Raw genomic sequence first — 15,365 nt, 5'->3', positions numbered from 1 at the left:
CCTACTGGAATGCCGTTTCCGAAAAGCTCCGGAGCTTGCGCGAATGCAGCCGCTCCATCGGCATCTCCGCCAGCTTCTCCATCGCCCTGATGCCGATAGTCAGGTGCTGCGCCACCTGCCGCTTGTAGAATTCGGTTGCCATGCCAGGCAGCTTCAACTCGCCATGCAGCGGCTTGTCGGAAACGCACAGCAGCGTGCCGTAGGGGACGCGGAAGCGGAAGCCATTGGCGGCGATGGTCGCCGATTCCATGTCGAGCGCAATGGCGCGCGACTGCGACAGGCGCTGAACCGGTCCGCGCTGGTCGCGCAGTTCCCAGTTGCGGTTGTCGATGGTGGCGACGGTGCCGGTACGCATGATGCGCTTCAAATCATAGCCCGACAGGCCGGTGACCTCGGCGACGGCTTCCTGCAGCGCGACCTGGATCTCGGCCAGCGGCGGGATCGGCACCCAGACCGGAAGATCGTCGTCCAGCACGTGGTCCTCGCGCACATAGGCATGCGCGAGCACATAGTCGCCGAGCGCCTGGGTGTTGCGCAGCCCGGCGCAGTGACCAAGCATCACCCAGGCATGTGGCCGAAGCACCGCGACATGGTCGGTGATGGTCTTGGCGTTGGAAGGACCCACGCCGATATTGACCATGGTGATGCCGCCATGGTTCGGCTTCTTCAGATGGTAGGCCGGCATCTGCGGCAGGCGCTGTGGCGCTACGCCTTCGCTGGGCGCGCTCTGCCCGGCCCGGGTGATAACGTTGCCAGGTTCGACAAATTCCGTGTAGCCGTCACCGCCCTTTTCCATCAGGTCGCGGGCGCGGGCGACGAACTCGTCGATATAGAATTGATAGTTGGTGAACAGCACGAAGTTCTGGAAATGCTGCGGGCTGGTTGCGGTGTAGTGCGTCATGCGGTGCAGCGAATAGTCGATGCGCTGCGCCGTGAACGGCGCCAGCGGCCGGGGCTCGCCGAAGGCCACTTCGAACGTGCCATTGGCGATCTGATCGTCGGTGCCGTCGAGATCCGGCACGTCGAACAGGTCGCGGATCGGCCGCTTGATGCGTTCGGCAGCGGCGCCGTCGACATAGGTGCCTTCCAGAAAAGCGAAATGCAGCGGAATCGGCGTGGTCGATTCCGAGACGGCTACCGACACGCCGTGATTGCGCATGATCAGCCGAAGCTGCTCGATGAGGTAGGTCTCGAACAGGTCCGGCTGGGTAACCGTGGTGGCGAAATGCCCTGGTGTTGGCATGTGGCCATAGGCCTGGCGCGAATCGACCTGGGTGAACGAACTCGTGGTGACGCCGATCTCGGGGTAGAAGGCCCGGTAGCGCTTGCTGCTGTCGCCGCCGGCGGCTAGGGCCGCGAAGGAATCGCGCAGAAACTTGGTATTGCGGTCGTAGAGCACCTGCAGCGCGGCAACGGCCTTTTCGGCGTTATCGAAGCTTTGCCGGCCAAAGGGCTCGGGCATGACGACAGATTCGATGGCTTGGGGATAGATTCGCTTTTCCATGGCTCAATATAGAGACTTGGACGGGCGGTTGGGAGGGGGCTCGCCGCCGAAGGCGCTCAAAGCGACCTTTTTTCTTCAACCCCGCTGCAGGCTGACCAGCAGTACGAACCCGACGCCTGACTTTCTGAGCGCCGGCGCCTCGATCGTCGAGCCGCTATCGGCACGCATCATCGGCACCGCCAGGACCGGAGCGGCCAGCAGCATCAGGATGAGCGCCGCCCGCGGCAGGAGCCGGAGGGTCTTGGAGAGGTTGGCGGCGATGCGGTTCATGATCTCTGGGCTTTTCTTTTCGAGGTCCGGGTTCTCTGTTTCAGTGACGAAAATCGGTCGGGCAGGCGAGGTGGCACATTCTAGTGGCGTCGTCCCAGGAGCGCGGGGAACGGCCCGCTTCGGCGACGAGGATGGCGAAGAACATTCCAAACAGGCTCATCAGCAGGCAGACGATGGTGAAGCGGCGAGCAAGCATTGGGTCCGTGTCTCCTTCAACACGCATGACAATGCCCTTACGCCTCTGAACCGGCTCTGATGCCGGCGTTCATCTGCCGTTCAAATTGATTGAAGGGATGTTGACTGGGTTGCGGCAACCAGAATGCCGACCGAGCGCTGCCTGCTCATCGACAGAACGGAAACGGGGCCCGCCAGGCCCCGTTTAGAGATCACACGGAAATGGTCGCTTAGAGTTTATGCCAGGTCTGGCTCTTGCAGATCAGTCCGCCGAGCACGCAACCGCTCATCTTGAGCGAGGCGCCCGACAAGGTTGCCTTGCCCGAATAGGTCTTGTCATTTGCCGGATCGGTGATGTTGCCGGTGTATTTGTTGTCGCCGGCCGCCTTGAGCGAGCCGATGGTCTTGCCGGCATATTTGCCTGATTTGAGCGTGATGGAGAACGAGCTGCTGCCTGAAATGGCAGCGGTGTCGCCGGCTTGCGTTTTCCAGTTGCCCTCGATCGGATCGGCCCACGCCGCGCCGCTCAGGATCAAAGTGGCCGCCAGGGCCAGGCTCACTTTTCGAGACATGTCTTCCTCCCTTTGGATAGCCGGCCGGATGCTCCGCCTCGCCGGTCTGCCGCTTACGCAAACGTAAGCTAATCCAGCTTCCGTCAAAACGAAAGCGGTGCCGCAACGGAAGGCTTTGGCATTTCGAAAGCGCCTGAATCCGCCCTGTCGGCCCGGAAATGAAAACGACCGGCGCCTCGTGTTTGTTTTCTAGGGTTAGCAGAGTGTTGACCGCGCGCTCGAAAATTTTCGTCAAATTTGGCGAAAACCGGCTGAATTGCTGACTTCGTATCCTTAACGAATTTTCGCGTTTACCTCTTGTTTTAGCTTTGTTTTCCTCAAATTAAGCACGCCATTTAACGACGGATTCAAGCCTGCGCGGCATTCTCGAAAGCATCGAAAGAGCGGCCCGGACAAGACGAACGGAGGCAGCTCTCGGGAGCCAGACAGGGGACTAAAAATGGCACGTTTTGAAATGCTTGAAGCAGGCTTCGGCGCCATGGGGGCAACTGCCCAGGCCGACATTCTTTTCGAACTGGGCATGATGTATGCGACCGGCCGCGATTGCGAAACCGACGTCGTTGCCGCCCACAAATGGTTCAACATCGCCGCCATCAAGGGATCGGCCCGCGCCGCCGAGTTGCGCTCGGAACTCTCGGCGGCCATGTCGAAGGTCGAGATCGCCAAGGCGCTGCGCGAAGCCCGCGAATGGATGACCATGCACTGAGTTCCGCCAGACGGGGACGCTCCGGCCAAGACCGCAGAAAGACGGTCGGGCCAACAGGGAAAAGGCTGCGCAGACAGCCAGGCCACGGCCATCGACAACGAGAATGCGGCACGCCGACAGGTCCAAGCCGCGCAACGGACCATGATCCCGAAGACTCCGGTTTTCGGAAGGATCATGGCCAACATGAAGACAGGGAAGGTGGGTTGGGTTCACAGCGCGGGGGCGCCGGGGAAACAGCCTGACCGGCAAAAAAAGCCACGACCGGCCGGAACAAGGCTGGCGTGGCTTTTTGCGTGGATGAGGCCGCGCAGGCCTAATCGAGTGGCGCCAATGCGCCTAGACAGGTCCGATGAAGGATGAAATTGTCCCGCCTCTCTGGAAGAAGCGCGGCCGGGCGGCCGCGCGTGAGTGGAGGAGTTCTATTGTCATGAAAAAAATGAGTGTTTTGAGCGCGGCCATTTTCGGCCTGATGATGAGCGCGCCGGTCGCGTTCGCCGATGACATCACCATCTCGGTGGTCGGCCCGATGACCGGACAGCTCGCCACCATCGGCGATCAGTTCAAGCAAGGCGCACAGGCCGCCGCCGATGCCATCAACGCGGCTGGCGGCGTCAACGGCTCCCAGATCAAGCTCGACATCGAAGACGACCAGTGCGATCCCAAGCAGGCGGTGTCGGTCGCCAATCGCATCGTCGCCAACAGCGTCAAGTTCATCGACGGGCATGCCTGCTCGGGTTCCAGCATTCCGGCCTCGGCGGTCTATGCCGAAGCCGGCGCCCTGATGATGAGCCCGGCTTCCTCGAACCCGGTGCTGACCGATGCGGCCGCCAAGGCCGGCTGGTCGACAATCATGCGTCTCTACACGCGTGACGACGCGCAGGGCGCCTTCATCGGCCCGTGGATCGCCAAGAAATACGCCGGCAAGAACGTCGTCATCCTGCACGACAAGAGCGCTTACGGCCAGGGCGTGGCTGATGCCGTCAAGGCGACCATGAATGCCGGTGGCCTCAAGGAGGTCTATTATGACGCCATCAACCCCGGCGAGAAGGACTATTCGGCGCTTGTCACCAAGCTGAAGGATCTCAAGGCTGATGTCGTCTATTTCGGCGGTTATCATCCTGAAGCTGGCCTGATCCTGCGTCAGTCGGCGGAACAGAATTTCAAGTTCCAGCTGATCATGCCGGACTCGATCGCTTCGCCGGAATTCTGGCAGGTTGCCGGCCCGGCCGGCGAGGGCACGATGTTCGTGTTCCCATCGGATCCGCAGGCAAAGCCGGAAGCCAAGGCAGCCGTCGAGAAGATCAAGGCCGGCGGCTTCGTGCCGGAAGGCTTCACGCTGTTCTCCTATGCCGTGGTCCAGGCATTCGCCGAAGGCATCAAGCGTGCCGGCAGCGACGATCCGGCCAAGGTTGCCGAGGCGCTGAAGAATGGCACGGCGATCAGCACCGTTGTCGGCGACGTCACCTTCGACGAGAAGGGCGACCTCAAGAATGCCAGCTACGACATCAACCAGTGGCATGACGGCAAGTACGCGCCGATCGCGCAGTAATCGCCCTGGCACTCGGGTAATCCAAGGGAATGGCCGGGTTCGTCCCGGCCATTTCAGTTTGCGGTCGCTCCTTCTATCCGCCGGCGGCCGCGGTGCATGCGTTCTGGTCCTCGGCGAACCGCACCAGCACCGCGCCGTCGGTGACCTGTGCGCCTTCCCCGGCGATCTCGGCGATCACCCCGTCATGCGGGGCGGCGATGGTGTGCTCCATCTTCATCGCCTCGAGGATCAGCAGAGGTTGCCCTTTGATCACAGCGTCGCCTTTCGCCACGCGCACAAGCTTGACCAGGCCCGGCATCGGCGCGCGCAGGCTGCCGGTGGCGGCGGCCGCTTCATCGCTCCTGGCCAAGGGGTCCGGCACCGCGAAAGTATAGCCGACGGCGCCTTCGAACACCGTGATGTGGCCAGGCCAGCGGGCGAGGCGGGGAACGGCGCGAATATCATGCGAACTGGTGCTGTCATAAGGCGCATCGAGCGCCACCTGGAAGCGCCCGTCCGATCGCACTGAAATCTTTGCCTGAATGGCTTCGTCGCCGAACGTCAGCCGCATGCGCCGCGCCACGCCGTGGAAATGCGCATAGCCGGCGAGTGCCGACCATGGGTCGTTCGACGGCGGCAATGCTCCGGCACCCGAGGCCGCCATGGCGGCAGCCGAGATGATCTCGCCGGTCGGCGGTGCGACCGCCGTCAACGCCTCCTGGTGTCTGCCAATCAGGCCGGTATCGATGTCTTCAGCCGCAAAATCCGGATCGGCGGCAAGAGCGGCAAGAAAAGCGGTGTTGACGGTGGAGCCGGCAATCTCGGTTTGCGCGAGCGCGGTGCGGAGCGCTTCCAGCGCCTGCCGTCTGTCTCCGGCATGGACGACCAGCTTCGCGATCATCGGGTCGTAGTAGGGCGAGATGGCATCGCCAGCCCGCACGCCGGTCTCGATGCGCATTGTTGCCCCGTCGGGCGCCGCGTCGGGAAACTTCAGGTGGTGCAGCGTGCCTGTGGCCGGCAGAAACCCCTTGGCCGCATCCTCGGCATAGATGCGCGCCTCGAAAGCATGGCCACAAAGCGTGATCTCGCTCTGCGTCTTCGGCAGTTTTTCGCCGCCGGCGACCCGTAACTGCCACTCGACGAGATCGGTGCCGGTGACCATCTCGGTGACCGGATGCTCGACCTGCAGCCGGGTGTTCATTTCCATGAACCAGAAGCGATCGGCCTCGAGGCCTTGCGAGGCGTCGACGATGAATTCGATGGTGCCGGCGCCGGAATAGTTGATTGCTCTGGCGGCTTTTACCGCCGCCTCGCTCATTGCCTTGCGCAAAGCCGGCGTCATGCCGGGGGCGGGGGCCTCCTCGATTACCTTCTGGTGGCGGCGTTGCGCCGAACAGTCGCGCTCGTAGAGATGCACCGCATTGCCGAAATTATCGCCGAACACCTGCACTTCGATATGGCGCGGCTTGTCGACATATTTCTCGACCAGCACGCGGTCGTCGCCGAAAGCGGCCTTTGCTTCGCGCCGGGCGCTGGAGAGTGCCTCGGAAAAGTCATCGGGATGCTCGACGCGGCGCATGCCCTTGCCGCCGCCGCCAGCGCGCGCCTTGATCAGCACGGGATAGCCGATCTCGCGGGCCTTTGACGCAAGCAGCACGATTTCCTGCGCCTCGCCATGATAGCCCGGAACGACCGGAACGCCGGCTTTTTCCATCAGCCGCTTGGCGGCGTCCTTCAGCCCCATGGCGCGGATCGAGGTCGCCGACGGGCCGATGAAAACGAGGCCGGCGGCTACCACCTGGTCGACGAAATCGGGGTTTTCCGACAGGAAGCCGTAACCGGGATGGATGGCCTGCGCACCCGTGGCCAGGGCCGCGGCGACAATCCTGTCACCGCGCAGATAGCTCTCGCCGACGGGCGAAGGACCGATATGGACCGCCTCGTCGGCCATCTCGACATGCAGGGATCTCGCGTCGGCATCCGAATAGACGGCGACAGTGTGCACGCCCAGCTTGCGAGCCGTGCGGATGACGCGGCAAGCGATCTCGCCCCGATTGGCGATCAGGATTTTGCTGAACATGGAGCCTCCCGGGTCAGTATCGGGCGGCGCCATTTTGGTAGGCACCGGCCTATTTCGAAGCGGCGATCTCGCAGGCGCCGCCGGTGGTTACCTTGTAGTGCGCGCGCGTGGCCAGACAGGATTTCATAGCCAGTTCTTCCGCTGCCTTTTGTGACGGCGCGTTCAGATGCCCGCCGCAGATTATGTATGATGACATGATCCGGGCATAAGGCGTGGTGGCGTAGGCCGAATGGCCGCCGGCCGCCACATAGGCCTTGTAGGTCTTGGTACATGGATCTTTCAAATTTCGTGGCAAATAGGGCGGGAAACGCTTGTCTCCCTCGCTTCCCGCCAGCGATCCGGCCACGCCCGCGCCATGCGCGGCGGTTAGCAGCAATGCCGAAAGTATTAAAGTAGACGCATTCCGTGAATATTTCCGTTCCATTCTCACCCCATCCCCATTGCAAAGTGCAGGACGAGCGATAGCGAATATTCTCCGGCGCCGCCAGAGCTGCGGGATGAGCTCGCGATTTCGTGAGCGAACGAAAGGCCTGGCCTATAAAATTCAATCTCCACCCAATGTTGCAAGATGTTGTCGGTATAGTTCCGCCATCGCTTCGTCGAAGCAGCAGAAAACAACGATTTCGGGAAGCGCGTTGTGCTTGATGAAGTCATTGACCTCATAGACGGCGATTTCGGTCGCGTCATCTTTCGGATAGCGGTATACACCGGTCGAGATGGCTGGGAACGCCACTGAGCGGCAATCATTGGCGACGGCTATGTCAAGCGAACGCCGGTAACAGGACGCCAGCAGCTCGGCTTCGCCCTTACCGCCGCCCTGCCAGACCGGCCCGACAGTATGGATGACATGTCGAGCCGGCAGCTTGTAACCGCTGGTTATCTTGGCATCGCCGACCTTGCAGCCATTGAGCATCCGGCACTCGAATTCGAGCTCACGACCCGCCGCGCGGTGGATGGCGCCATCGACTCCACCGCCGCCGAGAAGCGAGGTGTTGGCAGCATTGACGATGGCGTCGACATCCAGCTTCGTGATGTCGCCGGTGTGGATGCGGATCCTGTCTTGGGCCTTGCTCATCTCACATCCTGAACACGCCGAAGCGTGTCTCCTCGATCTCGGCGTTGAGCGACGCGGAAAGGCTGAGCGCCAGCACCTCGCGTGTCTTCGCCGGATCGATGATGCCGTCGTCCCAGAGGCGGGCGGACGAGTAGAGCGGATGGCCCTCATGCTCGTATTTCATCAGGATCGGCTTCTTGAATTTCGCTTCCTCCTCGGCGCTCCACTCGCCGCCCTTTCGCTCGATGCCTTCGCGCTTGACCATGGCGAGCACGGTTGCCGCCTGTTCGCCGCCCATTACCGAGATGCGCGCGTTCGGCCACATCCACAGGAAGCGCGGTGAGTAGGCGCGGCCGCACATGCCGTAGTTGCCGGCGCCGAACGAACCGCCGATGATGACGGTCACCTTCGGCACCCTGGCGGTCGCCACCGCCATCACCAGCTTGGCGCCGTCCTTGGCGATGCCGCCCGCCTCGTATTTGCGGCCGACCATAAAGCCGGTGATATTCTGAAGGAAAACCAGCGGAATCTTGCGCTGACAGCACAACTCGATGAAGTGCGCGCCCTTCAGCGCGCTTTCGGAAAACAGCACGCCATTGTTGGCGATGACGCCGACCGGCATGCCATGGAGGTGGGCGAAACCGGTGATCAGCGTGGTGCCGTAGTTCTGCTTGAACTCATCGAATTCGGAGCCGTCGACGATGCGCGCGATCACCTCGCGCACGTCATAGGGCTGGCGCAGGTCGGTCGGGACGATGCCATAGAGCTCATCCGCGGGATGAAGCGGCTGATGAGCTTTCTGTAAGCTCAGGCTTACAGCCTTGTTCCGATTCAGGTTCTTGATGATGCGCCGGCAAATGGCGAGCGCGTGTTCGTCGTCCAGCGCATAGTGATCGGCGACGCCGGAAAGCCTGGTGTGTACATCCGCGCCGCCCAATTCCTCGGCGCTGACGTCTTCGCCGGTGGCCGCCTTCACCAGCGGCGGTCCGCCGAGGAAGATGGTCGCCTGGTTGCGCACCATGATCGTCTCGTCCGACATCGCCGGCACATAGGCGCCGCCAGCGGTGCAGGAGCCCATGACGCAGGCGATCTGCGGAATGCCGGCCGCCGACATGTTGGCCTGGTTGTAGAAGATGCGGCCGAAATGCTCGCGGTCGGGAAAGACCTCGTCCTGGTTGGGCAGGTTGGCGCCGCCGCTGTCGACCAGATAGACGCATGGCAAATTGTTCTGCAGCGCGATCTCCTGCGCGCGCAGATGCTTCTTCACCGTCAGCGGATAGTAGGTGCCGCCCTTCACCGTGGCGTCGTTGACAACGACCATCACCTCGGTGCTCTCGACGCGGCCGATGCCGGCGATCAGGCCGGCCGACGCAATCTCCTCGCCATACATGGACCATGCCGCGAACTGGCCGATCTCGAGGAAGGGCGAACCGGTGTCCAGCAATTGCGCCAGGCGTTCGCGCGGCAGCAGCTTGCCACGACCGACATGGCGATCGCGGGCCTCATCCGAGCCGCCGCGCTCGACTGTCCTGGCCTTTTCAGCGATGTCGGCAACCAGCGCGCGCATGCGCTCGGCATTGGCACGGAAGGTTTCGGAGGAGGGCGAGATCTGGGTTTGGAGGATAGCCATGCTACACCCCCTCCGCCATGATCTCGCGGCCGATCAGCCAGCGACGGATCTCGCTGGTGCCGGCGCCGATCTCGTAGAGCTTCGCGTCGCGCAAAAGCCGGCCGGTCGGATAGTCGTTGATATAGCCGTTGCCGCCAAGCAGCTGGATCGCGTCGAGTGCCATCTGCGTCGCTTTCTCGGCGGCGAACAGCACGCATCCGGCTGCATCCTTGCGGCTGGTCTGGCCGCGGTCGCAGGCGGCGGCGACGGCGTACACGTAGGCACGCGCGGCGTTCATCGCCGTATACATGTCGGCAAGCTTGCCTTGCACCAGCTGGAATTCCCCGATCGGCTGGCCGAACTGCTTGCGCTCGTGAACATAGGGGATCGCTACGTCGAGGCAGGCCGCCATCAGGCCGATCGGGCCGCCGGCAAGCACGGTGCGCTCATAGTCGAGGCCGGACATCAGCACCTCGACGCCGCGTCCTTCCTCGTGCAGCACATTGTCGAACGGCACCTCGACGTCCGAAAAGACCAGTTCGCCGGTGTTGGACCCCCGCATGCCGAGCTTGTCGAGTTTCTGCGCCACCGAAAACCCCGGCATCGCCTTTTCGACGATGAAGGCGGTAATGCCGCGCGATTTCCGGTCCGGGTCGGTTTTGGCGTAGACGACCAGCGTTTCGGCATCCGGGCCGTTGGTGATCCACATCTTGGTGCCGTTGAGCACATAGCGGTCATTGCGCTTTTCGGCGCGCAACTTGAGCGACACCACGTCGGAGCCGGCGCCGGGCTCCGACATGGCAAGCGCGCCGACGTGCTCGCCCGAACATAGCGGCGGCAGGTATTTTTCCTTCTGTGCCGGCGTTGCCCAGCGGTTGATCTGGTTGACGCAGAGATTGGAGTGGGCGCCGTAGGAAAGGCCGACCGATGCCGAGGCCCGCGAAATCTCCTCGACCGCGATCACGTGGGCGAGATAGCCCATGCCGCTGCCGCCGAAATCGGGATCGGCGGTTATGCCGAGCAGGCCAAGAGTGCCGAGTTCTCCCCATAGATGCGCCGGGAATTCGTTCTCGCGATCGATGTCAGCGGCTATTGGCGCGATTCTGTCCTGGGCGAAGCGGCGCACCAGGTCGCGTAACGCCTCGATGTCCTCATCATGCCCGAAGCTGAGCGTGTTCGTGTACATGCCGTTCCTCCCCGGTACCAACGCCGATGTTCACGCCGACCAGGCGCATTGTCATCGAAAGGTATGTCTGCGTGACCTCGGCGATCGACAATCGCTCGCCCGGCCGGAACCAGACGATGACGCCGGTCATCATCTGGATCAGAGCCATGGCCGTCAGGCCGGTGTCCTCGATGCGGAAAATACCCGCCTCGGCGCCATCGCGCAGGATCGAACGCAGTTCCTTTTCGTAGGCCGTGCGCATGCGCAGGATCTGTGTCAGCCTGTCGGGCGACAGGCTGCGCAATTCCATGTTCGACACATGCGTGGCGTGGCGGCGCCCGATATGAAAGGCGATGTGGTTGCGCACAAAGGCGGCAAGCTGCCGCACCGGATCCGCGTCGGCCGGCCTGGAACGCTCCCAGGCCTCGCGAAGCGCTTGCATATGGTCGCGCATCAGCGTGAACAGCAGGTCTTCCTTGGTCGGAAAATAGCGATAGAGCGCGGCCGCCTGCACGCCGACCTCGGCGGCCAGCTGGCGCATCGACATTGCTTCATAACCGTAACGCGCAATCAGGGTGGCCGCCGCTTCACGGACTGCCGCTTCGGTTCGCTCGCCGTGTGATCCTGTGGTGCGCGCCATCGTCGCCTCGTTGACGGCAGAATAATAAAACAAACGTTCAATTAATTCAAGCAGGCGGAAATCCGTCTATCCGATGATCCTGAAATCTCCAGGCGTGGCCCAGGTTTCCAGCTCTTCCACATCGATGCGAGAGACAGCCGCGCCAGGCGGGCCTTGCCGAAGCCGTTCAATCATGGCCGCAATCGCCGCGTCGGCGCCGGTAAGCCATGCCGTCACCGAGCGGTCTCTTTCGTTGCGCACCCAGCCCAACAGCCCGAGCCTTGTCGCTTCATCGCGCGTCCACGCCCTGTAGCCGACCCCTTGGACCGTGCCGTATATGTGCGCCTGCACTGCCCTTTTCCGCTCATTCATGGCTCGCTCCCATTCCATAGAGTCTGGCGCAGCATCGAACGAAGGCAACGGTTGAAACGGTGACCCCGATGAAAATCGAGGGCCTCCGTTCCAAATTTTCTGCCGCCGGCCTGACCGAGATGTGTACCGATCCCGCGCTACTCCGGCCGCGCGTTCTTTCGCTCACCGCGCGCGGCCAGGCCGCGCTTGCGGCACTTCATGCGGCCACGGATCGTGATCTGGCCCGCCTGACCGCGGGCTTGAATGACAGGGAAGCCGCGGAATTGTCGGATGTGCTGGCGCGTGCCGGACATCTGCTCGGCGCCGCGATGGCTCCCGAGCGCCGCGAAGTGCCCTAGTTTCCGCGCGCCGCTGCCAAGGCGCCAGGCAATTCCTCGGCGAAGATGTCCAGTTCGTGGGCGAGACCGACGCTGACGCGGATGCAGTGGTCGAGCCGTGGCGCCATCGGCTTGCGGATGAAGACGTCGCGCGACAACAGCCCCTGCAGCACGTTCAGGGCAAAAGCACCGTCATGGCCGCAGTCGATGGTGACGAAATTGGTCGCCGAGGCGAGCGGCTTCAACCCGTTCTGTTCGGCGATATCGGCAATGCGCCGACGTCCGGCTGCGACCCGGGCCACCACCGTCTCGAGATAGGCCTGGTCGGCGAGCGCCTCGACGCCGGCGATCTGCGCCATGCGGCTGACGCCATAGTGGTTGCGGATCTTCTCGAAGTCGCTGATCACTTGCGTCTCGGCCAACGCATAGCCGCAGCGTATGCCGGCAAGTCCATAGGCCTTCGAAAAGGTTCGCATGCGGATGACGTTCGGCCGCGAGATGTCGATCGGCGGCAGGGCCGAGGCTGGTCCCAATTCGCCATAGGCCTCGTCGAGCACCAGCATGGTGGTTTCCGGCAAGGCTTCGATGAAGCGGATGACCTCGTCGGCTTCCCACCAACTGCCCATCGGATTGTCCGGGTTGGACAGATAGACCAGCGGCGCCTTCTCCCTGACGACCGCATCCAGCAGACCGTCAAGGCTTTCGCGATCATTCTCGTAAGGGACGGTCACCAGCCGGCCGCCGACACCGGCAATATGGAAGTTGAAGGTCGGATAGGCGCCGAGCGAGGTGACCACGGCATCGCCAGGCGCCACGTACATGCGCGCCACCAGGCTGAGCAGACCGTCGATGCCTTCGCCGACCACGATATTTTCGACCGCCACATGGTGATGCGCCGCAGCCGCGACCTTCAGATCGTAATTGTCCGGGTCGCAATACATCCACTGGTCGCGCGCGACACTCTCCATGCGGGCGATGACGCGCGGCGAAGGACCAAAACTGCTCTCATTGGCGCCGATACGGGCACGGAAAGCGCGCCCGCGCTCACGCTCCTGCGCTTCGGGGCCGACAAACGGCACGGTCGACGGAAGCGCGGCGATGAGGGGTGAGAGGGCAGGGCGCACAGGCATGTCGGAAGCTCGCTTCGAAGGGGCCTTCTTGCTAACGTGCGCCACCGGCCGGTGCAAGCTGCGCGATAGAGCATCGGTGCAAATACAAAAAACCCGGCGGTTGCCCGCCGGGTTTCGGTTTCAATAGCCGAAATGTCTTAGAACGAGCGCTGGAAGCGGAGAATGCCGCCGATATTGCTCTTCTTCTCGGCGCCGTCCCAGGCCCGCGTCAGATCATCGCTACCGACGTTCTGATAGTCGACTTCGGCTGTGACCGTAAAGCCGGGAACAACGTCATAGGCGATATTCGCCGCGATGCCGAGGTTCTTCCAGTCGTCATACGAAACCTGAGCGTTGAACGAGGTCTTCTCGTTGAACTTGTAGGTGCCGCCACCCCAAACTGCCCAGTTGCCGCCCCACTGCTTGTAGAAGCCGCGACCGCCAGCCGGAATTGCGTATGTCGGATCGTTGAGATTGTCGTCCGAACCGTAGCCGCCCATGACCCAGAGCGACAGTTCGTTGGAAACGTTGACATCCAAGCGAACCTTGCCGGCCACTTCTTCGTAGTTGCTGTCATAGGCAACGACGCCGGTGATCGCGCCCCAGCCCTGCGTGTACTTCACGCCGCCGACGACATGCGGGACATAGCTGTCGATTGTTCCAACCGTACCTGCACCTTCTTCGAGCGAGACGACGGCCGAGAAGCCATTGCCCGCGTCGAAGTAGTACTGAACGACGTTTGTGTCGAAGCCGCCGTAGGGAACCAGCGTATCGTTGATGACGTTGCCGGCGTAGCCGGTGAACGTATCGAAGGCCGATTCGTCAGCACCGACGCGCAGACCGCCGAGTTGAATCCAGGCGAAGTTCAGCGAAGAGCTCTGGCTCCCGTCGGAGTAGTTGAAACGGGTCTCGGTATAGGTCTTCAACGTGCCGAGTTCGGTTTCCTGGCCAGTCCAGGTCTTCAGGGTGAAGCGGGCCTGCTTGTGCCAGGTGTCGTTCTCGCTGCCATCCTCATGATCGGTGGCGCGACGACCAGTGAAAGCACCCTGATCTCCAGCGGAAGCATCATAACGGACATAGCCGCCGATGCGCAGGCAGGTTTCGGTTCCGGGGATGTAGAAGTAGCCAGCGCCGTAGACGTCGCAAATCTTGACGTATTCAGCGGGCTCCGGCTCGGCGACGACGACGGCGTCGGCGGCGCGCGCACCGGAAACTGCGATCAGGGCCGCAGCGGAGCCGAGAAGAAGGCTCTTGATGTTCATTTTCTGACCTCCAGTCAAAAGTTAAAAAACGGGTCTGGGTATTCTTTGCTGAAGGACAGCGTTCCCTGCCCCATCCCCACTACCGAAAAAGATGCGCACCGCGCCGCTCCTTCGAACTCGACATTACCCATGAGCCGGCGGCGTTCAACAACGATCGTACCGATGAAAGGGCTGTTCGGCTGCTATCCCCCGGCGTTGTTGCACAAATGACACGATTTGGCCTCACTCAGAAAGCTCTCGTTAACCATCAGGCCCGCCGCAGCCGGCTATTTCCGGCCGAATCCGGCATTCGGCCGACGGAATCGTGGCGAGGCCGCGAGTCACCGGCCAGGGATTTGCCGCATAACCGCCCCATCGCGGAAATCCGCGGCGACAGCGCGCCGTTATTTTCCATATTAATGACACGGGCTTGTTGATTGTGCCGGCGCTTTTCTTTATCCAGCGGCTCAACGGAGAGGTGGCCGAGTGGTCGAAGGCGCTCCCCTGCTAAGGGAGTAGAGGTCAAAAGCTTCTCGTGGGTTCGAATCCCATCCTCTCCGCCATCCTGCTTCGCCCTCCGGGCTTCGCAGGACAAGCCCAGACCTTCCAGCGAAGCAGGACGCTCTCCGAAGCCTCGGCGAAGGAGGGCCTGTGGATAGCGAGCGATATGTCGGCATCACATCCGACCTGAAGCGCCGGATCGCCGAGCACAATGCCGGAAAATCCACCCACACGTCTAAGTTTCTGCCCTGGCGGATCGTCACCTATGTAGCTTTCTCCGACCAAGCCAAGGCGGCTTCATTCAAGCGCTATCTGAAATCCGGCTCCGGGCACGCCTTCGCCAACAAACGTCTTTGGTGACTATTCGCACGACAGCGCGAAATCCACATGGTCTCCGAAAAAACTTAATTATCTCAGGCAGTTGATGCCTAAACTGGCGTTGATAGGGCCGTCATTCGGTTCGATTCTGACTGGAGGTCAGAAAATGAACATCAAGAGCCTTCTTCTCGGCTCCGCTGCGGCCCTGATCGCAGTTTCCGGTGCG

Annotated in this window: 17 protein-coding genes and 1 tRNA gene; 5 read left to right on the top strand and 13 right to left on the bottom strand. The window is 62.1% G+C overall.

Annotated elements, in window-relative coordinates; all coding sequences use genetic code 11:
- Position 1 precedes the first annotated feature (1 nt).
- From LB557_RS24800 to LB557_RS24785, 4 genes are all read right to left on the bottom strand, one after another.
- A complete protein-coding gene (locus LB557_RS24800) occupies positions 2 to 1,462 on the bottom strand; it encodes an AMP nucleosidase (RefSeq protein WP_224641891.1) in 1,461 nt (486 codons plus the stop codon).
- A gap of 117 nt (positions 1,463 to 1,579) precedes the next feature.
- Complete coding sequence (locus LB557_RS24795) at positions 1,580 to 1,774, bottom strand: hypothetical protein (RefSeq protein ID WP_140788148.1); 195 nt, start codon at positions 1,772 to 1,774, stop codon at positions 1,580 to 1,582.
- 40 nt (positions 1,775 to 1,814) lie between these two features.
- Positions 1,815 to 1,970: a hypothetical protein gene (locus tag LB557_RS24790; protein WP_181174103.1), complete on the bottom strand. Its 156-nt coding sequence runs from the start codon at positions 1,968 to 1,970 to the stop codon at positions 1,815 to 1,817.
- A gap of 208 nt (positions 1,971 to 2,178) precedes the next feature.
- Positions 2,179 to 2,520, bottom strand: coding sequence for a DUF2147 domain-containing protein (locus LB557_RS24785; RefSeq protein WP_140618524.1), 342 nt, complete (start codon positions 2,518 to 2,520; stop codon positions 2,179 to 2,181).
- A gap of 439 nt (positions 2,521 to 2,959) precedes the next feature.
- Between LB557_RS24785 and LB557_RS24780 the strand changes: the two genes are divergently transcribed.
- Entirely contained in the window at positions 2,960 to 3,226 is a 267-nt protein-coding gene (locus LB557_RS24780; RefSeq protein WP_010915070.1) for a sel1 repeat family protein, read from the top strand.
- A 427-nt stretch (positions 3,227 to 3,653) separates the two neighbouring features.
- A complete protein-coding gene (locus LB557_RS24775) occupies positions 3,654 to 4,775 on the top strand; it encodes a branched-chain amino acid ABC transporter substrate-binding protein (protein ID WP_015318602.1) in 1,122 nt (373 codons plus the stop codon).
- 73 nt (positions 4,776 to 4,848) lie between these two features.
- Here LB557_RS24775 and LB557_RS24770 read toward each other — a convergent pair whose 3' ends face one another.
- The 7 genes from LB557_RS24770 to LB557_RS24740 form a co-directional block, all read right to left on the bottom strand.
- Positions 4,849 to 6,834, bottom strand: a complete 1,986-nt coding sequence (locus LB557_RS24770; RefSeq protein ID WP_224713118.1) for an acetyl/propionyl/methylcrotonyl-CoA carboxylase subunit alpha — start codon at positions 6,832 to 6,834, stop codon at positions 4,849 to 4,851.
- Between the two features lie 49 nt (positions 6,835 to 6,883).
- Positions 6,884 to 7,258 carry a hypothetical protein gene (locus LB557_RS24765; protein WP_015318600.1) on the bottom strand — a complete coding sequence of 125 codons (375 nt, stop codon included), beginning with the start codon at positions 7,256 to 7,258 and terminating at the stop codon, positions 6,884 to 6,886.
- Positions 7,259 to 7,378: 120 nt separating this feature from the next.
- Positions 7,379 to 7,909, bottom strand: a complete 531-nt coding sequence (locus LB557_RS24760) for an O-acetyl-ADP-ribose deacetylase (protein WP_015318599.1) — start codon at positions 7,907 to 7,909, stop codon at positions 7,379 to 7,381.
- A 1-nt stretch (position 7,910) separates the two neighbouring features.
- On the bottom strand, positions 7,911 to 9,518 hold the full coding sequence (locus LB557_RS24755) for a carboxyl transferase domain-containing protein (protein ID WP_224641881.1): 1,608 nt from the start codon (positions 9,516 to 9,518) through the stop codon (positions 7,911 to 7,913).
- Between the two features lies 1 nt (position 9,519).
- Positions 9,520 to 10,683, bottom strand: coding sequence for an isovaleryl-CoA dehydrogenase (locus LB557_RS24750; RefSeq protein WP_140726725.1), 1,164 nt, complete (start codon positions 10,681 to 10,683; stop codon positions 9,520 to 9,522).
- Entirely contained in the window at positions 10,652 to 11,302 is a 651-nt protein-coding gene (locus LB557_RS24745; RefSeq protein WP_140726728.1) for a TetR/AcrR family transcriptional regulator, read from the bottom strand. The genes LB557_RS24750 and LB557_RS24745 overlap by 32 nt, the downstream gene beginning before the upstream one ends.
- A gap of 66 nt (positions 11,303 to 11,368) precedes the next feature.
- Positions 11,369 to 11,653: an acylphosphatase gene (locus LB557_RS24740; RefSeq protein WP_140788136.1), complete on the bottom strand. Its 285-nt coding sequence runs from the start codon at positions 11,651 to 11,653 to the stop codon at positions 11,369 to 11,371.
- 68 nt (positions 11,654 to 11,721) lie between these two features.
- Between LB557_RS24740 and LB557_RS24735 the strand changes: the two genes are divergently transcribed.
- On the top strand, positions 11,722 to 11,991 hold the full coding sequence (locus LB557_RS24735; protein ID WP_181171092.1) for a hypothetical protein: 270 nt from the start codon (positions 11,722 to 11,724) through the stop codon (positions 11,989 to 11,991).
- Here LB557_RS24735 and LB557_RS24730 read toward each other — a convergent pair.
- Positions 11,988 to 13,100, bottom strand: coding sequence for a pyridoxal phosphate-dependent aminotransferase (locus LB557_RS24730; protein WP_224641883.1), 1,113 nt, complete (start codon positions 13,098 to 13,100; stop codon positions 11,988 to 11,990). The genes LB557_RS24735 and LB557_RS24730 overlap by 4 nt on opposite strands.
- Positions 13,101 to 13,237: 137 nt before the next feature.
- The gene (locus tag LB557_RS24725) at positions 13,238 to 14,341 is read right to left on the bottom strand and encodes a porin (protein WP_224713117.1); all 1,104 of its coding nucleotides are present in this window, start codon (positions 14,339 to 14,341) and stop codon (positions 13,238 to 13,240) included.
- A 451-nt stretch (positions 14,342 to 14,792) separates the two neighbouring features.
- On the opposite strand from LB557_RS24725, the gene LB557_RS24720 reads away from it, so the two are divergent.
- Both LB557_RS24720 and LB557_RS24715 read left to right on the top strand, forming a co-directional pair.
- A tRNA-Ser gene (locus LB557_RS24720) sits at positions 14,793 to 14,883 on the top strand.
- An 88-nt stretch (positions 14,884 to 14,971) separates the two neighbouring features.
- Positions 14,972 to 15,181 (top strand): GIY-YIG nuclease family protein, encoded by a 210-nt coding sequence (locus LB557_RS24715; RefSeq protein ID WP_224641885.1) that lies wholly within the window; start codon positions 14,972 to 14,974, stop codon positions 15,179 to 15,181.
- Positions 15,182 to 15,365: the final 184 nt, after the last annotated feature.

Source organism: Mesorhizobium sp. BR115XR7A, assembly GCF_020165315.1.
In the GTDB taxonomy this organism is placed as follows: domain Bacteria; phylum Pseudomonadota; class Alphaproteobacteria; order Rhizobiales; family Rhizobiaceae; genus Mesorhizobium; species Mesorhizobium australicum.
This window is presented reverse-complemented; position numbering and strand designations above follow the sequence as displayed.